The following is a 19,403-nucleotide window of genomic DNA, read 5'->3' on the forward strand; positions in this document are numbered from 1 at the left end:
ATTGCTGAGATATCAGCACATCCTCGCCGAGGGGGCGACCGTTCCCCTCGGTGCCGGGCGTCCTGTGGCGCACGTCACGTCGCGGCCTGCGACCGGGCCGCCCTCGCCCGCTCCGTCAGGGGTGGTCGGGCGGGCGGGCGCGGGACCAGCCGATGGCGGGGGGAACGCTCGCCGCGACGCCGAGCAGCCCCGCGATCGCCAGGCCGCCCGCGGGCCCCGCCCACTCCACGAGGGCGCCGCCCAGCAGGACGCCCAGGCCCTGGACCGCGACCAGGGCGGAGGAGGCCAGGCCCACCGCCTGGCCGCGCTGCTCGTTCGGGGCGAGGCGGACGAACTCGGCGTTCGCGGAGACCTGGTAGGCCGTGCACACGCCCATCAGCGCCCACAGCACGAGCACGACGGCGAAGCCGGGCCGGAGGAGGCTCGCCACCAGCGGCAGGCAGGCGGCCAGCGCCAGCGGCCCCATGAGTCGCGGCCGAAGGCGCTCCGGCACGAACGTCGTCAGCAGGACCACCCCGAGCAGGGTGCCGACCGGGACCGCCGCCATCATGACCCCGGCCTCGGCGGTGCCCAGGCCGAGCGCGTGGGCGTACGGCACCGCGATCGCCTCGGGGATCACGTGGAAGGCGGCGAGCGTGGCCAGCCCCAGCAGGCTGCGGAGCGACGGAGTGCCGGCGATCAGCCGCAGGCCCGCCGTGGTGGACGACCACCAGGACCGCCCGGGGCCGTCCCGCCCGGCCGCCGGGCGCCGCCGTACGGTCAGGGCGGTGAGCGCGGCGGCGGCGGCGAACGTGGCCGCGTCGACGGCCAGTGAGGTGAGCGGCCCGGTCAGGGCGACGACCACGCCCCCGGCGGCGAAGCCGGCCAGGGTCATGAGCTGGCTCGTGAAGAAGTTGATCGCGACGCCCGCCGGGTAGACGGGGGCGGGCAGGACCTCCGGCAGGAGCGCGACGCGGGCGGCCTTGGACGGGGACTCCAGGAGGTGGGAGGCGAAGACCAGGACGCCGATCACCGGCAGCGGCATCCCCGGGACGACCATGAGGGCGACCAGGACGGTCCTGGTCACGTCGCACGCGATCATCAGTTCGCGCCGGGGGTGACGGTCGGCCAGCCAGCCCAGCAGCGGCCCGCCGAGCAGGGCCGGGACGAGGGTGAGGGCGTAGACGGCGGCGGTCAGCGCGGCCGAACCGGTGCGCTGGTAGACGAGCACCGTCAGCGCCACCCGGGCGAGCTGGTCGCCCGCCCTCGACAGCAGGGCCCCGGCCCACAGCCCCCGGAACTCGGCGACCGCGAAGGCGCGCAGGCCGGCCCCCGGATTCGTCCTCGGCATCCTCGCCCCTCCGTACGTGAGGTGGCGGGACGCTCCGCCGCGTGCCGCCACCTCGCCGATCGCTCACCCCGCGCCGGGCGCGGGCGCGGCGATCACCAGTCCCAGGTGCGCTTCCGCATGCGCCCTCCTCTCCGTCGAGCTCTCCGTCGGGATCGGTCCTGCCGGGGCGAAGGCGTCCGTGGTGGCCGCGCTCGCCGTCCGGTCACCGGCCCCGCCTCGCGCGGGGCGCGGCGATCACCACTCCCAGGTGCGCATCCCGGCCCCTCCTCTCCGCGTGGAACTCGCGGGCGCGCCGCGATTGGCTGCTCAGGGCCTGTCAGCCCCATTCCCACTGCGTGCGGTGCGACATCGTGACCTCCTCTCCAGGGGTGATCGGCTTGGCTGACACCGGATGCGGGCCCGGGCGCCCCCGCTTCCCGCGGCCTCTCACCCGAGCCCGGCCGGGGCGGCGTCAGGCCCGGCCCCAGTCCCATCCGCGAATCGATTCCTGCGGCATCGCGCACCCTCCCTCCGTCGCCTGAGGCTCGTCGCCTCGTCGCCTCGGACATGCGGCGGCGGAGGAGCGGTGCGTGGTCCCCCGTCGTCGCCCACCGCCCATGCAACCCACTCCGCGCGCCGTGATGTTGACCCGCGGCGCAGGATTGTTGCCCGTTCGCGCACGGGCGGATCGGTGGCGGGGTCAGTCCCCGCCCGGGGCCCGGCGGCGGCGCCGGTATCTCGCGGGCGGCACGCCGTAGGCGCGGTGGAAGGCCCTGGTGAAGTGCGCGGGGCTGGGGAAGCCCCACCGGGCGCCGATCGTGCGGACCGGCACCGGGTCCTGCGCGGGGTCGGCGAGGTCGCGGCGGCAGCGCTCCAGCCTGCGCGACCGGATCCAGTCGGCCACGCCGAGCCCGTGCTCCTCGAAGATCTTCTGCAGGTGCCGTACGGAGATGTGGTGGGCGGCGGCGACCGTCGCCGGGGAGAGGTCCGCGTGGCCGAGGTGTTCCTCGATGAACGCCTGGACGCGGAGCAGCAGCACCCGGTGCGGGTCGTGCGCGCCCGGGTCGGGCGGCACGTCCAGCTCGTGGGACAGCAGCGCGGCGAGCAGGTCGAGGAGGACCGTGGAGAGCCGGATGGCGTCGGCGGGGGTGTACTGGTCGGCGTGGCGCATCAGCCGGTGCAGGAACGCCGCGAGGAGCGCCCCCACGCCCTCCCGGCCGGGCAGGCGCGTCACCAGGAGGCGTTCGGCGGCGGAGGCGGGCACCGGCAGGGCGGTGTGGGGGAACAGCACGGTCAGGCTGTCGGCCACGACCGGGGGCCGGCTCCCCGGGGCGCCGGCGACGCTCCAGGCGTGGAACGTGCGCGAGGTGTCGTACAGCATCAGGTCGGCCGGCGTCAGGACGGCCTCCCGGCCTCCCTGCCGCATCCCGGCGCCGCCGCCGATCAGCAGGCAGAGCTGGTAGCCGCCCGCGTCCGACTGCCGGATGCGCCTCGGGGTGCGGCGGGCCTCGAACGAGGCGCACCGCACCCGGAGCACCTGGACCAGGCCGAGGTCAACCGACCTCAGCTCCGCCCAGAAGTCCCCGGCCTGCTCGCTGGAGGCGTCCACGGAGACCAGGCTCTGGGCCACGGTCTCCCACCAGAAGTCGAACCGCTCGGAGGCCGGCAGGCCGGCCAGGCTCACGGTGTTCACCAGTCCCACGAAGCCCTCCCCCGGAAGGAATCGGTCCCCTAGGGCTAGACGAAACCAGATGCCCGCATTCCCGGCTATGGCGGACGGGTCAACGTTGTCGGCCCGCGGCGGGACGTCTCAGGCGGCGGCGGGGGCGCCGAACCACCGGGGGAGCCGGGTGAGCAGGTCCCGCTGGTCGTCTCCCGCCCAGGCCACGTGGCCGTCGGGGCGCAGCAGCACGGCGGGCGCGTCCAGCGCCGCGTCGCCGTCCACCACGTGGTCGACGCGGTCCGCCCAGCCCGCGGCCGAGAGCCGGCCGGTCCGGTCGAGCAGGAGGCCGCGCCCGCCGCGCGTCAGCTCGTAGAGGCGGCCGCGCCGGAGGGGGATGTCGCGCAGGCGCCTGCCCAGGAGCGGGTGGCCCTCGCCGAGGTCGTAGCGGACGCCGATCGCGGTGATCTTCTCGATCAGTCGGCGGTTCACCTCCTCGACGTCCATCAGCTCGGCCAGCAGCCGCCGTACGGCCTGAGCCCCCGGGTCGAGCGACATCAGCTCCATCTGGGCGCGGGTGTTGTCGAGCACGTCGGCGGCCACCGGGTGGCGTTCGGCGTGGTAGCTGTCCAGCAGCCCGTCCGGGGCCCAGCCGGCCACCTCGGCGGCCAGTTTCCAGCCGAGGTTGAAGGCGTCCTGGATGCCCAGGTTGAGCCCCTGCCCGCCGGCCGGCGGGTGGATGTGCGCGGCGTCCCCGGCCAGCAGCACCCGGCCGACCCGGTACCGCTCGGCCAGCCGGGTGGCGTCGCCGAACCGGGACAGCCAGCGCGGCGCGCGCACCCCGAAGTCGGTGCCCGCGGTCGCGATGAGCTGCCGCCGGAACTCCTCGAAGGTCGGCGGGACCGCGCGGTCCCCGGTCACCCCCTCGGCGGGGGCGACGACGCGGTAGACCCCGTCCCCGAGCGGCATGAGGCCGAACCGCAGCTGGGTCCTGCGGACCTCGGCGACCACGGCGGCGATCTTCGCCGGGTCCTCGGTCGCCTCCATCTCGCCCAGCAGCGTCTCGGTCCTGCCGGGCTCGCCGGGGAAGCCGACGCCGAGCAGCCTCCGCACGGTGCTGCGGCCGCCGTCGCAGCCGACGAGGTAGCGCGAGCGCAGGCGGGAGCCGTCGGCCAGCTCGGCGGTCACGCCGTCCTCGTCCTGGCTCAGCCCGGTCAGCTCGTGCCCCCGCCGGATCTCGGCGCCCGCCCGCGCGGCGTGCTCGGCCAGCAGCCGGTCGGTGACGGTCTGCGGGATGCCCAGGATGTAGGCGTGCGCGGTGTCCATCCGGTCGGGCGCGGGCCTGTCGAGCCCGGCGAACAGGTTGCGCAGCGGATAGCGCTGAGCGTGTTCGAGGAACGGCTCCAGCATCCCGCGCTGGTCGAGCACCTCGATGCTGCGGACGTGCAGGCCGAGCGAGCGGACGTACGGCGGCGGCGCGGGCTCCTTCTCCAGCACGATCACGCGCACGCCGTGCAGCCGCAGTTCCCCCGCCAGCATCATCCCCGTCGGCCCGCCGCCGACGACGATCACGTCGATCATGGCATCCCCCTTCGCCCGGGTGTCCGGCCCGGCGCTCTGGCCTCAGTCGGAGATTGTGCGCCGCGTGCCGGGGCTTGCCGCAAGCCCCGGCACGCTCTGTAGGTTGACGGTCAGGCCGCGCCGGCGGCGGTGTTCCTGGGGGCCGCGCGGTCGGCCAGGGCCTCGAGTTCGATGACCGCCTGGTCGGTGGCGGTCTCGGCGGCGATCTCGGCCGCCAGCCGCCGGGCGTGCCGGGTGTACGACGGGTCGCCGAGCACCCGGCTGACGGCGCGGGCGATGGCGCGGGCGTCGCTGTTCCTGCCCACGGTGACTCCCGCCCCGGCGACCTCGATGTGTCGCGCCACCTCGGTCTGGTCGCGGCCGAGGGGCACGCAGACCAGGGGGACCCCGGCGGCCAGCGATTTGACGGCGGTCCCGTGGCCGGCGTGGGTGACGGTCGCCGCGGCGTGCCGCAGGGCGGCGTTGTGCGGGGCGGCCCTGGTGACCAGGACGTTGCCGGGCGCGCGGATCGTCGCCGGGTCCACGGCCAGGCCGGTGGTCAGCAGCCCGCGCACCGGCAGGGCGCCGAGGGCGTCGGCGATGCGCTGGAGCACCGGGCCCTGGTTCATGAACGAGGAGCTCAGCCCGGCCAGCACCAGCGGCGCGTCTCCGGGCGGCAGCTCCAGGTCCCCGGCCCAGGCCGGGTCGTCGAGCCGCGGGCCGACGTGCCGCAGGTACTCGGGGAAGCGCCGCCCGGGGTAGTCGAGCGCGCGCGGGGACAGCACGAGCAGCCGGTCCACGCGGTCGAACGCCTCACCCACCGAGGCCACGGGCGTCAGGCCGTTCGCGGCGCGGGCGGCGTTGAGCGCCGGCAGCCCCCCTTCTCCCAGGGTTTGAGCATCAGCCGCGTCATCAGCCGGTCGCGCAGGCGCCCCAGCGCGCCGGTCGCGGGGGCGAGGCCCGGGCCGGGCGGCGGCGCTCCCGGGGTGGGGAACGGGTAGAGGGTCGTCACCAACGAGGCCAGGGGGATGCCGGCGGCCTCCCCGCCGGTGAACGCGCCGAGGAGCATGTGCTCGGCGACGAGCGCGTCGGCCGGGCGGGCGCGCAGTTCGGCCAGGGTGTCGCGGGCGTAGTCGGCGGCCGGGCCGCAGACGATGCGGTCCCGCAGGCGGGCGAACTGGCCCAGGGGAGTGCGCGCCTCGAAGTCCTTGATGACGTCCTTGGCCGGATCGGAGGCGTCGCCCTGCGGCGCCGTCGTCCAGGCGACCGCCTCCAGCCCGCTGCCGGCGACCTCGTCGTGGAGGGACTCGTCGGCCAGCACCCGGACGCCGTGCCCGCGCTCGCGCAGGGCGCGCGCGACCGACAGGACGGGCGGCACCGCTCCGCCGCCGGCCCAGGTGGCGAACAGGAAGTTCTTAGGCATCGTGTCCCCTTCGCGGGTCGATCGAGGTCAACAGGTCGCGCATGGCGCGTTCGGCGTCGCCGCGGGACAGGCCGAGATCCCGCCGCCACAGCTTCCACAGGTAGACGTCCGTGGCGGCGAAGTGCAGGTTCAGCGCGTGCTCCCGATCGGGGCCGGAGGCGGGGAGGCGGTCGGCGAAGACCCTCTCCAGCCACGCGCGGTGCTGCGCGCGGGCCTGCGCGGCGGCCCTGGCGATAGCCGGGACGCGTTCCATCTGCGCCGTCCAGAGCACGTTGGCGTCGCCTTGCGCCTCGTAGTCCGCGAAGAGCACCGCGACGATCGCCGCGACGTCGCCGGTCGGGGCCTGCCGGGTGACCTCCGCCCGCGAGGCCACCCAGTCGAAGACGGCGTCGGCCAGCCCCTCCTTGCCGCCGAAGCGGTTGACGACCGTCTGCACCGACACGCCCGCCTCCTCGGCGACGTCCTGCAACGTGACGTCGTCGTACCACCGCCGCGCCCACAGCGTCGCCGCCGCCTCCATCACGCGGACGCGCGTGGCCTCCATGGCCGCGGCCCGGGCGCCCATCCGGTACGGCCGCCTGGCCTCATTTTCCATGGAGTCATAATTATATTGAATTTAGTGGCTAGTCAAATCAAGTCGTTCCAGGGCGGCGGGCATGGGAAACGGCGGCCGGCGAGGGCCGGCCGCCGTGGGCGGTGGGTGGCGTGGGCGGTGGGTGGCGTGGGCGAGGCTCGCGGGCACCCCGTCAGGGGGACAGGGTGATCGCCGCGGCGGGGCAGTTGCCGGCGGCTCGGCGCACCGCGTCCCGGGAGTGCTCGGGGGGTTCGGGGCGCAGGACGATGACGGTGCCGTCGTCCTCACTCTGGTCGAAGACCTCGCCGGCCGTCAGGACGCACATCCCGGAGCCGATGCAGCGCTCGGCGTCGGCGGTGACCCGCATGGGTCACACGTCCCAGGTGACGGGCAGGCTCTTGACCCCGTGGATGTCGGCGCTCTCCGGGCGCAGGGCGACCTCCTCGGCCGGTACGGCCAGGCGCAGGGTGGGGAAGCGGCCGAACAGCGCGGGGAGCGCGACCCGCAGCTCGACGCGGGCGAGCTGCTGCCCCAGGCACTGGTGGATGCCGTGGCTGAAGGCCAGGTGCCCGCCGTCCTGCCGGCGGATGTCGAGCCGGTGCGGGTCGGGGAAGCGCTCGGGGTCGCGGTTGGCGGTGTTCAGCGACATCAGGACCGTGCTGCCCGCCTTGATCGTGTGGCCGCCCAGCTCGACGTCCTCCAGCGCCGTCCGCATGAACGTCTTGGCGACGCTCAGGTATCGCAGCAGCTCCTCCACCGCGCCGTCGGCGAGCGCGGGCTCGGCGCGCAGCGCGGCGAGCTGGTCCGGGTGCCGCAGCAGCGCGAAGGCGCCCAGCCCGATCATGTTCGCGGTCGTGTCGAACCCGGCCGACAGCAGGATCAGGGCCATCCCCTTCAGTTCCTCATCCGTCAGGTCGCCGCCGGTCAGCTCGCTGAGGATGTCGTCGGTGGGGTTCGCGCGCTTGGCCGCGACCAGCTCCGCGAGGTACTCCTGGGTCGCGGTGTAGGCCGCGATCAGCTCCTCGTCGCTCGCCTCCCCGCCGAGGAACATGTCGATCTGCTGCTGGAACCGGCCCCGGTCCTCGTACGGCACGCCCAGCAGCTCGCAGATGATGACGGCCGGGATGGGCTTGGCGAACGCGGTCACCAGGTCCGCGGGCGGCCCGGCCTTCTCCATGGCGTCCAGGTGCTCGGCGGTGACCTGCTCGATCCGCTCGGTGAGCTGACGCATCCGCCGTACGGTGAACCTGCCCACGAGCGGCTTGCGGTAGCGGCTGTGCTGCGGCTCGTCCATGAGGAGGAACTCGCCGGGCGGCGCCGGGGGGACCTCGATGTCGCCGTAGTCGATGGTCGGGTGGTGGCGCATGAGCTCCTTGCGCGAGCTGAAGCGCGAGTCGGCCAGGATCGCCCGGACCAGGTCGTACCCGGTGACCAGCCAGCCCTCGTGGCCGTCAGGGAAGAGGTACCGGCTGATGGGGCTGCGCCGCCGCACCTCGATCAGCTCGGCCGGCGGGTCGAAGGGGCAGCCCGGCTGACGGGCGGCCGGCAGCGTGGTGACGGTGTGTTCCATGCCTCGACCGTCGCCGACGGCGCTGACACGGGACCGACGCGGCGCTGACACGGCCGCTGACACGCCCGGAAGACGGTGGGCACGACGGCCGGAACGCGGACGAACCGGACGAATGCCAGGATGGGGACCATGTCTGGACCGGGGGAATTGTACGGGAGAGAGCCGGAGGCGGACGCGATCGCGGCGTTGCTCGCGGGAGCGCGCCGCGGCGAGAGCGGCGCGCTGGTGCTGCGCGGGGAGCCCGGCATCGGCAAGACGGCGTTGCTGGACCACGCCGAGGCGGTGGCCGGTGGGCCGCGGCTGATCCGCGGCGCGGGGGTCGAGTCGGAGGCGGAGCTGGCGTTCTCGGGGCTGCAGTCGATGCTGCGCCCCGCGCTCGGCCGCCTGCCGGCGCTGCCCGTCCCGCAGCGCGCGGCGCTGGAGTCGGCGTTCGGGCTCGCCTCGGGCTCCGGCGCCGACCCGATGCTGGTGGGGCTCGCGACGCTGTCCCTCCTCACCGAGCACGCCGACCCGGACGGGGTGCTCTGCCTGATCGACGACGCGCACTGGCTGGACCGGGCGTCGCGGGACGCGCTGCTGTTCGCCGCCCGGCGGCTCCGCGCCGAGGGCGTGGTCATGATCTTCGCCGCGCGGGACGGCGAGGGCTCCTTCGCCGCGCCCGGCCTCCCGGAGCTGCGCCTGTCCGGGCTCCGTCCCGAGGCGGCCGCGGCCCTGCTGGACCGCCACCCGCTGCCGCCCGCGCTGCGCTTCCGCCTGCTGGCCGAGGCGCGGGGCAACCCGCTGGCCCTGCTGGAGCTGCCCGTCGCGCTGGGCGCCGAGCCGGCCGGGACGTTCGCCCCCGGCGCGCTGCCCCTGACCGGCCGGCTGCGGCTGGCCTTCCACGGCCGCGTCAGCCGCCTGCCCGCGGCGTCGCAGACCCTGCTCCTGGCCGCCGCCGCGGACGAGGCCGGTGAGCTGCCGGTGATCCTGCGCGCCGCCGAGGCCCTGGGGGTGAGCGTCGAGGACCTGCCGCCCGCGGAGGAGGCCGGTCTCGTCGCCCGCGGGGCTGGCGACAGCCTCCGCTTCCGCCACCCGCTGATCCGCGCCGCCGTCTACCAGCGCGCGCCGCTCGGGCACCGCCTGGCCGTCCACCGCGCGCTCGCCGCGGCGCTCGACGGCCCCGAGCGCGCGGACCGCCGCGCCTGGCACCTGGCGGCCGGGGCCACCGGGCCCGACGAGGAGGCCGCCGCCGCGCTGGAGCACGCCGCCGCCCGGGCCCGCGAGCGCAGCGGTCACGAGGCCGCCGCGGCCGCGTACGAACGGGCGGCCGGCCTGAGCGCCGAGCCCGGGGCGCGGGCCCGCCGGGAGGCGAAGGCCGCCGAGGCCGCCCTGGACGCCGGCGATCTGGACCGGGCCGGCGACCTCGCCCGCCGCGCGTCCGCGCGCCCCTGCGGCGACCTCGCCGTACGCGCGCGGCTGGCGCACGTCCAGGCGCTCGCCGACTTCTGGAAGGGGTCCTATCCCGCCGCCCACCGGCGGCTGCTCGACGGCGCCGCGCTCATCGGCGAGGCGGGCCCAGCGCAGGCCGCGCGGATGCTGATCCAGGCCGTGCACACCGCGTGGTACCTCGACGAACGGCAGCTCGCGGCGACCCTGGAGCGGCTGTCGGCGCTGCCGCTCCCGGACTCCGACCCGCTGGCGCCGGTCGCCCGCTTCCTCGTGCGCCTGCTCGCCGCGGGCGGATCGGAGTCCCCGCCGCCGCTGGCCGAGACCCTGGAGGCGGTACGGCGACGCGGCGAGGCGCCGTACGAGGCCCTGATGATCCTGTGCGGGGCGGCGCTCGCGCGGGGCCAGGACGCCGACGCCTACCAGCTCGCGAGCGCGCTCGCGGCCGGGCACCGGGAACGGGGCGGGGCGGGGCGCCTTCCCACGGTCCTGTTCTTCATGGCCGAGGGCGAGGTGTTCACCGGACACCACCGGGACGCGCTCACCACGGCGACCGAGGCGCTCGGCCTGGCCCGCGACACCGGGCAGCGGCAGTGGGTCAGCCAGTTCAGCAGCGTGCTGGCCTACCTCGACGCGGCCAGGGGCGAGGAGGAGTCCTGCCGGGCCCACGCCGAGGCGGGGCTGGAGGCGGCCTCCGCCGGGGTCGTCTCACCGGGCGCGCCCTGGGCGTACTGGTCGCTCGGCCTGCTGGAGCTGGGGCTGGGGCGCGCCGAGGCGGCCCTCACGCGGTTTGAGCGCCTGGCCCGGGAGCCGATGCGGCACCACATCTGCGCCACCCGGTCCACGCCCGACCTCGTGGAGGCGGCGGTCCGGGTCGGCGCGCCCGAACGCGCCGCCGAGCCGCTGGCGCGCTTCGAACGCTGGGCGGAGTCGGTCCGGCAGCCCTGGGCGGACGCGCTCGTCCTGCGCTGCCGGGGCCTGATGGGCGCCCACGACGAGGCCGAGCGGGCGTTCGAGGCGGCGCTCAAGCTGCACGATCCCGACACCCGCCCGCTGGAGTACGCCAGGACCGCCCTGCTGTACGGCGAATGGCTGCGCCGGGCGCGGCGCAAGGCCGAGGCGCGGGGCCTGCTGAACGGCGCGCTGGAGGTCTTCGACCGGCTCGGGATGGCGCCGTGGGCGGAGCGCGCCCGCGGCGAGCTCACCGCGACCGGCGCCCCGGACGGCGGATCGCGCGGCGGTGAGGGAGCGGCGGCCTCGCTCACCCCGCAGGAACTGCAGATCGCCCGGCTCGCCGCGCAGGGCCTGTCCAACCGGGACATCGCCGCGCAGCTCTTCCTGAGCCACCGCACCGTCGGCTACCACCTGTACAAGGCCTATCCCAAGCTCGGCGTCGCCTCCCGGGGAGAGCTCAAAGAGCTTGCCGACACGCTGGGGCTGTGAGTACGTTGACCGGATGATCGCCCCAGAACACGTGATACCCGGACAAATGCTCTCGGTTGACGTCGAGTCCGTGCCCGCCACCGAACTGGCCCCGGGGGTCCGCGTCCGGATGCTCCCCGGCATGGACGGCATCCGGACCTGGGTCATCGACCTCGCGCCGGGCGCCGAGTGGCCGGAGCTCGACGTCCACGAGACGTACGGCGAGGCGTACTTCGTGGTCGAGGGGGAGATCATCGAAGGGGATCGCGTCCACGGCCCGGGGACCTACGTGGCCTTCGGGCCGAAGACGAGCCACCGGCCCCGCTCTGAGACCGGCGTGCGCGCCTTCGGCTTCAACTACGACGTCTGACGCCCGCCTCACCCCTCGCGCCCGGCGGGCTCGACGCCCTCCACCAGGATCAGGTCGCCGTCCAGGTGGTCGGTGCGCAGCGCCAGGATCTCCTGGTAGGCGGCCGAGTCGTAGAAGTCGCGCGCGTGCCTCATGGACGGGAACTCCACCAGGATGACGTCACCGGGCCAGGTCCCCTCCCGGACCTCCACCGCGCCTCCGCGCACCAGGAAGCGGCCGCCGTGGGAGGCCAGGACCTTCTCGACCTTCTCCTTGTACTCCAGCACGTCGGGGTGGATCGCCTCGGGCTTGCCGAGGTGCGCGAGCAGATAGGCGGTCATCGTTCCTCCGGAGTCGTTCGTTCGGTGATCGGGGGTGGGGCGGGGCGGACCGGGCGTCCGGGTCCGCCCCGGGAGGGTCAGGCGGCCGCCGGCACCTTGTCGAGGAAGCCCAGCACCTGGGTGATGCGGCCGTCGCCGCCCACGCTCGCCACGTCGAACCCGACGGCGATCGGCTCCCCGCCCTCCGGGCCCAGGTGCCAGGTGAACCGGGCGATGTCGTGGTGCGCGTCCACGTCCCCGGCGAGGCTGAACACCAGCCCGCCGAACTGCCCCTGGACGGCGGCGATCGTCGCGTCCAGGCCGTCCAGGCCCCGCACCGACACCAGCGGGTCGGTGTAGGCGGCGTCCGCGGCGAAGACCTCCGCGAGAGCCGTACGCCGGGCCGTGGCGTCGGTCTCGTTCCAGGCGGCCAGGTAACGCCGGACCAGCTCGTTGATGTCGCTCATCGTGTTCGCTCCCTCAAGGTCGTCTTCGTCTTGACCACAAAGCTAGGGAGCCGCGCGCGGCGGGGAATCAGTCGTGCTTAGGTACTTCTCCCGGAGGGCCGTCCGGGGGGTTGACCTTGACCTCGGGTCAGGGTGGACGCTGAACGGGTGAACGAGACGGGCGGCGTCACGATCGGCCGGGCGGCGGCGTTCGCCGGCGTCACGGTGAAGGCCATCCGGCACTACCACAGGCACGGCCTGATCGCGGAACCCTCCCGCGACGCCTCCGGCTACCGCCGCTACGGGCCCGCCGACCTGCTGCGGCTGGTCCAGATCCGGACGCTGGCCGCCGCCGGTGTGGCGCTGGCCGAGATCCGGGAGATCCTCGACGCCGGCCCCGACCGGTTCGCCGCCGCGCTCGCCGACGCCGAACGGCGGCTCACCGACCGCATCGACGACCTGGTCGCGCGGCGGGAGATGCTGCGCAGGCTGGCCACCGGAGACCGGGCCCTGCTGCCGGACCACGTCCTGGAGAAGCTGGACGAGGTGGCCGCCGAGCTGGACTTCACCCCGGAGGACGTGGTGATGGCCCGCGAGGCCCTGGTGCTGGTCCGGGCCCTGGTCCCGGAGGGCTTCGACGACTATCTCGGCAGGGTCGCGCGCGCTCTGGACGACCCGTACTACTTCTCGCTGGTCAAGCGCCTGTGGAGCGCCGCCGGGTGGGAGCCGGACGACCCCCGGGTCGGCGAGCTCGCCGGGGAACTGGCCGGCTACTTCCTCGCCCACCCCGACCTGCTGCCCGTCCCGGCCGGGCTGTCCGGCCGCGCCGACGCCGCGATCCGGTACGACCTGCTCAGCCGGCACGGGCAGGAGGGGAGACCGGCCTGGACCCGGCTGACGGCGCTGTTCGAGGAGCGGATGCGCGCGGCCGGCGTCGACATGACGTCCCGCACCCCGCCCGGCTGATCCGGGCCCGGCCGTGCGGCTCCGGCGGGGCGGCCGTGCGGCTCCGGCGGGGCGGGCCGTGCGGCCTCAGCGGGCCCGGGCGGGCGCGGGGCGTTCCCCGGCGGGCCGGGTCGTGGAGGACGCGGCGCGGCCCGCCGTACCGGGGCTGACGGCCCAGGTGACCAGGGCGCAGAGGGCGAGCGCGGCGCCGAGGAGGGTGGAGCCGAGCCAGCCGGCTGCGTCGAACAGGGCCGTGGTCGCGGCCGCCCCCAGCGCCGAGCCGAGGGAGTAGAAGACCATGTAGCCGCCCACGGCGGTGCTGGTGCGGTCGGGGTAGGCGCTGGTGAGGGTGTGCTGGTTGCTCACGTGCACGGCCTGGACGGCGAAGTCGAGCAGGATCACGCCGAGGATCAGCAGGGGCAGCGACCAGGCGAGCTGCCCGATCGCGGCCCAGGAGGCGAGCAGGAGCGCGAGCGCGAGGCCGCTGACCCGGCGCGCGTGCCCGGCGTCGCCCCAGCGCCCGGACCGGGCCGCGCCGAGCGCCCCGGCGAGCCCGGCGACGCCGAAGAGCCCGATCTGCGTCTCGCCGAGGTGCCACGGCTCGCCGGCCAGCGGCAGGGCCATCCCGCTCCACAGCGCGCCGAACGAGGCGAACAGGAAGAACGCGATCAGCCCCCGGCTGAGGAACACCGGCCGGGTGAACAGCCCGGCGAGGGACCGCAGGACCCGCCCGTAGCCCGCCGTGGCCTGACGGGCGTCCGCGGGCAGCAGGGCGAGGGCGAGCAGGGCGAGGACGGCGGCGAGGACCGCCAGGGCCAGGTAGACGCTCCGCCACCCCCACAGGTCGGCGAGGGCGCCCGCGACGACGCGGGCGCCGAGGATGCCGATCACCACGCCCGACGTCACGATCCCGAGGTCGCGTCCGCGCTCGGCGGGCCGGGAGAGCGACGCCGTGTACGCGACGGCGGTCTGCACCACCACCGCGAACACGCCCGCCGTCGCCAGCCCGGCGAACGCGGCCCAGGCGGCCGGGGCGGCCGCCGTGATCGCCGTCCCCGCGGCCACCAGCGCGAGGTGAGCGGCGATCAGGCGCCTGCGGTCGAGCACGTCGCCCAGCGGCACCAGCAGCACCAGTCCCGCCAGGTAGCCGAGCTGGCCCACCGCCACCAGCCGGCCGAGCGCGTCGGCCGGAACGCCCAGGTCACGGCCCATCGGGCCCAGCACGGGCTGCCCGGCGTAGACGCTCGCCACCGCGACCCCGCACACGACCGCCAGCAGCAGTCTCGTCCTCCAGTTCACGAGCGATGCCCCCGATCAGTTTCGATTTGCAACTGATCTGGACCCTAAGGCAGACTGGTTTCATTCCGCAACTCATTGGAGGGGTGATGACACGCGACGACCCCGGGGAGCGGGTCCCGGCGTGGACGGATCCGACCTGCCCGGTCGCCCGCGCGGCCGACCTGGTCGGCGACCGGTGGAGCCTGCTCATCATCCGCGACGCGATGGACGGCGCCCGCTCGTTCACCGACTTCCAGCGGCGCACCGGGATCGCCCGCAACATCCTCACCGACCGGCTCCGCAGGCTCGTCGACCACGGCCTGCTCACCCAGGTCGACGCCCCCTCGGGCAGGCGCAGGCCGTACGCCCTCACGCGGGCGGGCGAGGACCTCTTCCCCGTGATCGTCACGCTGCGGCAGTGGGGCGAGCGGCACGCCTTCGAGCCGGGGGAGGCGCACTCGGTCCTGGTCGACGGCGACGGCGTCCGCGTGCCCGAACTGCTGCCGGTCTCGGCGGACGGATCGCCCCTGACCAGCGGCACGACGTCGGTGCGCCGGCCGGCCTGATCGCCGTGCGGGTACGGCGGGCCGCCGGCGCTCCGTGGCCCGGGTGCGGGCGGGGGCGCGCCCGCACGCGGACCGGCCGCGCCCCCGCGGGATCCTGGCCGGCTCGCCCGCGCCTTCGCCGGAGACGCGTCCGCGCGCGTGGGCGGGCGAACGGGTCACCGGGCGAGCGCGTAGCGGGCGAGCACGTCAGTGGACGAGCACGTCAGCGGGCGAGCGCGGTCCCGCGGCGGTGGCCGTCGGCGCCGTACGCCACGGCGCGCTCGGCGGTGACGTCGGCGACGAAGGCCGCGATCCGCTCGGCGCACTCGGGGGAGTGGGTCTCGAGCAGGAAGTGGCCCGCGTCGTAGACGTGCATCTCCAGCCGGTCGAGGGCCCGCGCGTAAGCCATGATCTCGGCCAGGTCGAAGAACGGGTCGTGGCGGCCCCAGAGCAGCAGGCACGGCGGCTGGTGGGCCCGGTGGTAGTCGGCGAGTTCGCCGAACCTGGCGACGTGCGCGGCGTAGTCGCGGAAGAGCCGGAACTGGATCTCGATGTTGCCCGGCCGCGACATGCGCTCCCAGTCGAGGTGCCAGGGCTCCGGGGGCTGGAGGGGACGCAACCGCTCGGGGAGCCCGCCCAGGTACTGCTCACGCGTGCCCTCGAAGTTCAGCCATTCGGGCAGCCGGGCGCGGTTGGCCTCCGAGGGGTCGGCCCAGTAGGCCCGGGCCGTGTCCCACTGGCTCCCCAGGCCGTCCTCGTGCGCGTTGCCGTTCTGCACGATGAGCCCGAGGATCCGCTCGGGACGCCGGGTGGCGAGGTGGTAGCCGACCGGCGCCCCGAAGTCGTGCAGGTAGACGAAGAACTCCTCGACGCCGGCCCGGTCGAGGAACGCCTCGATGGTGTCGGCCAGACCGGCGAACGTGTAGTCGTACTCGCCGGGGGCGGGCGCGGCGGAGAACCCGAAGCCCGGCAGGTCCGGGGCGATGACCCGGCTCACCCGGGCCAGCGGCGACAGGACGTGCCGGAAGGTGTGCGAGGAGCTCGGGAAGCCGTGCAGCAGCAGCACGCAGGGCTTGTCCGCCGATCCGGCCTCGCGGTAGAAGACCTCGATCCCGTTGACGTCGAGGCTGCGATGGCGTGGCTTGTCGATCGTCCGCATCTCACGGTCTCCTTGATTCCTGGGAACGGCCCGCTGTCCTGGAACGGGACGCCGCTGACGGACCCCGGCCCCCGCGCCGGATTCCCGCCCCCCCGAACAGGCGTAACCCCCGTCGCCCTTACGGTGGTTTCCATTCGCCCGCCCGCCAAACCCGGCCGCGCGCGGGCCGCCGCCTCACGGCCGTACGGTCCGGCGGAATCCGGTCCAGCGGAGATCCGGCGGGAGGTGGCTCATGTCGTTGAACATCACGATCGTCGGCGGCAGGCCGGTCCGGTACTCGATGACGGTCAGCGCGGTGTTGGCGCTGTCGAGCCCGAGCCACCGGGACGGCGGCGCGTCCATCGCGTGCCGCAGGAGCCACGCGATCGGGTACGCGTGCGTCACCAGGACCTCGTGGGTGTCGACCGGGCTCGCCTCGGGGACCTTCGCGAACCGGTCGACCAGGGCGTCGGCGAGGCGCCGGCCCGAGGCGGCCTCGGCCTCGTCGTATCCGTCGAAGAAGCCGCGCCAGGACGGCGGCGTCTCGGCCGGGCCGGGGACGTAGGGCACGTGGTCGATGAGCTCGGCGGCCTCGGCCACCGGGACGCCCGGCAGGTGCCGGGCGAGTTCGCGGGCGCTGGCGGCGGCGCGCGGGAGGGGGGAGTGCCACACGGCGTCGACCGGCACTCCGGCGAGCCGTTCGCCCAGCAGGTCCGACTGGCGGCGGCCGAGGTCGGTGAGCTCTCCGAACGCGTCGGCCGCGCCGTGGCGGGCCAGGTAGAGGTGTCGCGTCGTCATCAGGGGCGGGAGCGCGGCGCCCTGGCGGGGGCCGCCTTCCCTCTCCTTTCGTTCGGTGGGAAGGGTTCGCTGGTGGCTTCGGTGGCGGTCAGGTGATGGCTTCGGTGGCGGTCAGGTGACGGGTCCGGGGGCGGTCAGGGGGTGGCGGCCGTGACCGTGCCGGTGGTTCCGTCGATCGTGATGAGGGCGCCGTCGCGGAGCCTGCCGGTCGCGTCAGGGACGCCGAGCACGGCGGGGATGGCGCGCTCGCGCGCGACGATCGCGGCGTGGGACAGCACGCCGCCGGTCTCGGTGACGACGCCGGCGGCGATGCGCAGCAGCGGCGTCCAGGCGGGGTCGGTGAAGGGGCAGACGAGGATGTCGCCGGGCCGCACGCGCCCGAAGTCGCGCGGCCCCCGGACGATCCGCGCGGCCCCGGTCGCGGTCCCGTGGCTGCCCGGCGTCCCGCTGAGCGCGACGGCCGGGGCGTCCGGGGCGGTGGACGAGACGCCCGGGGCCGTGTTCGCGACCCCGGTGGCGGTGGCGGGAGTGTCCGAGGCGGTGGCGGAAGCGCCCGGGGCGGCGTCGCGTGCGGGCCTGCGCGGGAGCGCGGCCGTGATCGGCCGTGCCTGCAGGAGCCAGATACGGCCCCCGGCGATCGCCCACTCGACGTCCTGCGGCCCCCCGAGCGCGGCTGCCACCTCGCCGCCCAGCCGGGCGAGCCGTACGGCGGCCGCGTCGTCGAGCGCCGGCCGTTCCCGGTCGGGGGCGGGGACGTCCAGGACGGCGAGCCGCCCGCCGCGCCGGTCGAGCCGGGTCCGCTTGTCCGCGACGGTGCGCGCGACCGTCCCGTCCCCGGCCACGCGGTAGGAGTCGGGGGTGACCGTGCCGCCGACGACGCTGGGCCCGAGACCCCAGGACGCCTCGATCTCGGTCTCCCCGCCCGGGGCGGAGGGCGTGAACATGACGCCGGACACCTCGGCGTCCAGGTGGCGCTGCACGATGACGGCCATCAGCGGATCGCCGCCCGGCCCCCCGTCGTGCCCGGGCGCGTTGCGGTAGGCGACGGCGCGGGGCGACACCAGCGAGGCCCAGCAGGCGCGCACGGCCCCGGCCACCTCGTCCGCCCCGCGCACGGCGAGGAAGCTCTCGTGCTGACCGGCCGCCGACGCCCGGCCCGTGTCCTCGCCCGAGGCCGACGACCGCACGGCCACCGGCACGTCGCCGATTTCGGCGAGCGCGCGTTCCAGCGCGCCGATGAGCGCGCCGGGGAGCGGGCGGGCCGCGATCGCCTGCCGTACCCGCGCGGGGTCGCCCGGCTCGCCCGTGAGCCGGCCGGGGTCCAGGTCGCCGGCGGCGGCGCGGTAGGCGGCGAACGGGAGGACGAAGCCACCGGGGACCGGCAGGCCCGCGCGGAGCAGCGCGCCGAGCGCCGCCGCCTTGCCGCCGCAGGTGGCGGCCTCGGCCTCGGAGAGGGGTACGATCATCCACCCTCGACTTTCAACGAGTCGTTGACAACAATTCGTTGAGTGTGCAGCATGGACGGCGTGATACGCAAGCAGGACATCAGCGGCGGCGCCGAGGCCGACCACGCCCAGGCCCGGCGCGAGCAGGACGCGCGCAAGCGCCTGCAGAGCCGGGGCGCGGACTCGCTCGACCCGCGCCCCTGGCGGCCCCCGCCCGCGCCCCCGTCGGCGGTGGACCTCGTGCAGTTCGCCGTCTGGCGCAACGCCGACCTGGACCCGGAGGACGTCCTGAGCGCGCTCGCCCTCCTGCCCGCCGCGCGCGCCGAGGTCGAGGGACTGGAGTCCGCCCTGCTGTTCATCGCCAGGAGCGGGGGCCTGACCTGGGCCCAGATCGCGCAGGCGATGGGCTTCAACTCGCCGCAGGCGTGCCAGCAGCACTTCGCCCGCCTGACGGCGCGACAGGACGCGGGCTCGTGACGGCCGGCTCCCCGCCCGCGCTGCTGGTGCTGCACGCCGTGCGCCTGTCCGGGTTCGCGGACACCCCGGTGATCGCGCGGCGATATGACCTGGGCGCGGCCGAGACCGAGGAGGCGCTGCTCGACGCCGAGGCGTTCGGCTGGGTCGAGCGCACCGCCTTCGCCGGCACCGCCGGCTGGTCGCTGACCGAGCGGGGCCGGGCCGAGAACGAGCGCCTGCTCGCGGCCGAGCTCGCGAACACCGGCGGCGCCGACGAGGTCCACGCCGTCCACCGCGAGTTCCTGCCGCTCAACGCCCTCGTGCTGCGGGCCTGCACCGACTGGCAGCTCCGGCCCGCCGCCGGCGACCGGCTCGCCCCCAACGACCACTCCGACCCGGCCTGGGACGCCCGGGTCCTGCGGGAACTCGACGGCGTCGACCGCGCGCTCGCGCCGCTCGCGGCCCGGCTGGAGAGCGTCCTGCCCCGGTTCCGCGGCTACGACGACCGGTTCGCCGCGGCCCTGGCCCGGGCCCGGGCGGGGGAGGCCGCCTGGGTCGACAGCAGCGACGTCGACTCCTGCCACCGCGTCTGGTTCGAGCTCCACGAGGACCTCATCGCCACCCTCGGCCTGGACCGGAGCGAGGTGGCCTGAGGCCGCCCACCACGCGACTCCGGCACCCCGGGCGCCATTGCGCACCCGGGGTGCCGGAGTTATCCGCTTGTGACTTGACCTGGGGTG

General features: G+C 75.5%; 20 protein-coding genes. 6 read left to right on the forward strand and 14 right to left on the reverse strand.

Going from position 1 to position 19,403, the window contains the following annotated elements; genetic code table 11:
* Positions 1–115: 115 nt before the first annotated feature.
* From D5H75_RS33680 to D5H75_RS33715, 8 genes are all read right to left on the reverse strand, one after another.
* Entirely contained in the window at positions 116–1,330 is a 1,215-nt protein-coding gene (locus D5H75_RS33680; protein ID WP_119930638.1) for an MFS transporter, read from the reverse strand.
* A gap of 679 nt (positions 1,331–2,009) precedes the next feature.
* A complete protein-coding gene (locus D5H75_RS33685) occupies positions 2,010–3,011 on the reverse strand; it encodes an AraC-like ligand-binding domain-containing protein (RefSeq protein ID WP_119930639.1) in 1,002 nt (333 codons plus the stop codon).
* A 108-nt stretch (positions 3,012–3,119) separates the two neighbouring features.
* A complete protein-coding gene (gene rox / locus D5H75_RS33690; protein ID WP_119930640.1) occupies positions 3,120–4,550 on the reverse strand; it encodes a rifampin monooxygenase in 1,431 nt (476 codons plus the stop codon).
* A gap of 110 nt (positions 4,551–4,660) precedes the next feature.
* Entirely contained in the window at positions 4,661–5,350 is a 690-nt protein-coding gene (locus D5H75_RS33695; protein ID WP_206781977.1) for a glycosyltransferase, read from the reverse strand.
* Between the two features lie 14 nt (positions 5,351–5,364).
* On the reverse strand, positions 5,365–5,952 hold the full coding sequence (locus D5H75_RS33700; protein WP_119930642.1) for a glycosyltransferase family protein: 588 nt from the start codon (positions 5,950–5,952) through the stop codon (positions 5,365–5,367).
* Positions 5,945–6,547 carry a TetR/AcrR family transcriptional regulator gene (locus tag D5H75_RS33705; RefSeq protein ID WP_119930643.1) on the reverse strand — a complete coding sequence of 201 codons (603 nt, stop codon included), beginning with the start codon at positions 6,545–6,547 and terminating at the stop codon, positions 5,945–5,947. The genes D5H75_RS33700 and D5H75_RS33705 overlap by 8 nt, the downstream gene beginning before the upstream one ends.
* Positions 6,548–6,698: 151 nt before the next feature.
* A complete protein-coding gene (locus D5H75_RS33710; protein ID WP_119930644.1) occupies positions 6,699–6,893 on the reverse strand; it encodes a ferredoxin in 195 nt (64 codons plus the stop codon).
* Between the two features lie 3 nt (positions 6,894–6,896).
* A complete protein-coding gene (locus D5H75_RS33715) occupies positions 6,897–8,096 on the reverse strand; it encodes a cytochrome P450 (RefSeq protein WP_119930645.1) in 1,200 nt (399 codons plus the stop codon).
* Between the two features lie 147 nt (positions 8,097–8,243).
* Here D5H75_RS33715 and D5H75_RS33720 point away from each other — a divergent pair, with 147 nt between their 5' ends.
* Complete coding sequence (locus D5H75_RS33720; protein WP_242454666.1) at positions 8,244–10,964, forward strand: helix-turn-helix transcriptional regulator; 2,721 nt, start codon at positions 8,244–8,246, stop codon at positions 10,962–10,964.
* A 46-nt stretch (positions 10,965–11,010) separates the two neighbouring features.
* On the forward strand, positions 11,011–11,313 hold the full coding sequence (locus D5H75_RS33725; RefSeq protein WP_202638769.1) for a cupin domain-containing protein: 303 nt from the start codon (positions 11,011–11,013) through the stop codon (positions 11,311–11,313).
* A gap of 8 nt (positions 11,314–11,321) precedes the next feature.
* On the opposite strand, the gene D5H75_RS33730 is transcribed toward D5H75_RS33725, so the two are convergent.
* Together D5H75_RS33730 and D5H75_RS33735 are read right to left on the reverse strand one after the other, a co-directional pair.
* Entirely contained in the window at positions 11,322–11,633 is a 312-nt protein-coding gene (locus D5H75_RS33730) for a DUF1330 domain-containing protein (RefSeq protein ID WP_119930648.1), read from the reverse strand.
* A gap of 77 nt (positions 11,634–11,710) precedes the next feature.
* Positions 11,711–12,079: a nuclear transport factor 2 family protein gene (locus tag D5H75_RS33735; protein ID WP_119930649.1), complete on the reverse strand. Its 369-nt coding sequence runs from the start codon at positions 12,077–12,079 to the stop codon at positions 11,711–11,713.
* 147 nt (positions 12,080–12,226) lie between these two features.
* Here D5H75_RS33735 and D5H75_RS33740 point away from each other — a divergent pair, with 147 nt between their 5' ends.
* The gene (locus D5H75_RS33740) at positions 12,227–13,024 is read left to right on the forward strand and encodes a MerR family transcriptional regulator (RefSeq protein WP_119930650.1); all 798 of its coding nucleotides are present in this window, start codon (positions 12,227–12,229) and stop codon (positions 13,022–13,024) included.
* A 66-nt stretch (positions 13,025–13,090) separates the two neighbouring features.
* On the opposite strand, the gene D5H75_RS33745 is transcribed toward D5H75_RS33740, so the two are convergent.
* A complete protein-coding gene (locus D5H75_RS33745) occupies positions 13,091–14,302 on the reverse strand; it encodes an MFS transporter (RefSeq protein WP_119930651.1) in 1,212 nt (403 codons plus the stop codon).
* An 86-nt stretch (positions 14,303–14,388) separates the two neighbouring features.
* Between D5H75_RS33745 and D5H75_RS33750 the strand changes: the two genes are divergently transcribed.
* Positions 14,389–14,847, forward strand: coding sequence for a winged helix-turn-helix transcriptional regulator (locus D5H75_RS33750; RefSeq protein ID WP_119930652.1), 459 nt, complete (start codon positions 14,389–14,391; stop codon positions 14,845–14,847).
* A gap of 202 nt (positions 14,848–15,049) precedes the next feature.
* On the opposite strand, the gene D5H75_RS33755 is transcribed toward D5H75_RS33750, so the two are convergent.
* From D5H75_RS33755 to D5H75_RS33765, 3 genes are all read right to left on the reverse strand, one after another.
* Entirely contained in the window at positions 15,050–15,985 is a 936-nt protein-coding gene (locus tag D5H75_RS33755; protein ID WP_119930653.1) for an alpha/beta fold hydrolase, read from the reverse strand.
* 174 nt (positions 15,986–16,159) lie between these two features.
* Positions 16,160–16,762, reverse strand: a complete 603-nt coding sequence (locus tag D5H75_RS33760) for a histidine phosphatase family protein (protein WP_119930654.1) — start codon at positions 16,760–16,762, stop codon at positions 16,160–16,162.
* 134 nt (positions 16,763–16,896) lie between these two features.
* Complete coding sequence (locus tag D5H75_RS33765) at positions 16,897–18,228, reverse strand: PEP/pyruvate-binding domain-containing protein (protein WP_119930655.1); 1,332 nt, start codon at positions 18,226–18,228, stop codon at positions 16,897–16,899.
* A gap of 51 nt (positions 18,229–18,279) precedes the next feature.
* Here D5H75_RS33765 and D5H75_RS33770 point away from each other — a divergent pair, with 51 nt between their 5' ends.
* Positions 18,280–18,684 (forward strand): DNA-binding protein, encoded by a 405-nt coding sequence (locus tag D5H75_RS33770; RefSeq protein WP_119930656.1) that lies wholly within the window; start codon positions 18,280–18,282, stop codon positions 18,682–18,684.
* Positions 18,681–19,316: a transcriptional regulator gene (locus D5H75_RS33775; protein ID WP_119930657.1), complete on the forward strand. Its 636-nt coding sequence runs from the start codon at positions 18,681–18,683 to the stop codon at positions 19,314–19,316. The genes D5H75_RS33770 and D5H75_RS33775 overlap by 4 nt, the downstream gene beginning before the upstream one ends.
* The last annotated feature ends 87 nt before the right edge of the window (positions 19,317–19,403 follow it).

This window comes from Bailinhaonella thermotolerans, assembly GCF_003594875.1.
Lineage (GTDB): Bacteria > Actinomycetota > Actinomycetes > Streptosporangiales > Streptosporangiaceae > Bailinhaonella > Bailinhaonella thermotolerans.

Bases quoted from the DNA above. Each gene is read 5' to 3' on its own strand.
- D5H75_RS33680 (WP_119930638.1), bottom strand. From the start codon at position 1,330: ATGCCGAGGACGAATCCGGGGGCCGGCCTGCGCGCCTTCGCGGTCGCC.
- rox (WP_119930640.1), bottom strand. From the start codon at position 4,550: ATGATCGACGTGATCGTCGTCGGCGGCGGGCCGACGGGGATGATGCTG.
- D5H75_RS33700 (WP_119930642.1), bottom strand. From the start codon at position 5,952: ATGCCTAAGAACTTCCTGTTCGCCACCTGGGCCGGCGGCGGAGCGGTG.
- D5H75_RS33705 (WP_119930643.1), bottom strand. From the start codon at position 6,547: ATGGAAAATGAGGCCAGGCGGCCGTACCGGATGGGCGCCCGGGCCGCG.
- D5H75_RS33710 (WP_119930644.1), bottom strand. From the start codon at position 6,893: ATGCGGGTCACCGCCGACGCCGAGCGCTGCATCGGCTCCGGGATGTGC.
- D5H75_RS33715 (WP_119930645.1), bottom strand. From the start codon at position 8,096: ATGGAACACACCGTCACCACGCTGCCGGCCGCCCGTCAGCCGGGCTGC.
- D5H75_RS33725 (WP_202638769.1), top strand. From the start codon at position 11,011: ATGCTCTCGGTTGACGTCGAGTCCGTGCCCGCCACCGAACTGGCCCCG.
- D5H75_RS33730 (WP_119930648.1), bottom strand. From the start codon at position 11,633: ATGACCGCCTATCTGCTCGCGCACCTCGGCAAGCCCGAGGCGATCCAC.
- D5H75_RS33735 (WP_119930649.1), bottom strand. From the start codon at position 12,079: ATGAGCGACATCAACGAGCTGGTCCGGCGTTACCTGGCCGCCTGGAAC.
- D5H75_RS33750 (WP_119930652.1), top strand. From the start codon at position 14,389: ATGACACGCGACGACCCCGGGGAGCGGGTCCCGGCGTGGACGGATCCG.
- D5H75_RS33755 (WP_119930653.1), bottom strand. From the start codon at position 15,985: ATGCGGACGATCGACAAGCCACGCCATCGCAGCCTCGACGTCAACGGG.
- D5H75_RS33760 (WP_119930654.1), bottom strand. From the start codon at position 16,762: ATGACGACGCGACACCTCTACCTGGCCCGCCACGGCGCGGCCGACGCG.
- D5H75_RS33765 (WP_119930655.1), bottom strand. From the start codon at position 18,228: ATGATCGTACCCCTCTCCGAGGCCGAGGCCGCCACCTGCGGCGGCAAG.
- D5H75_RS33770 (WP_119930656.1), top strand. From the start codon at position 18,280: ATGGACGGCGTGATACGCAAGCAGGACATCAGCGGCGGCGCCGAGGCC.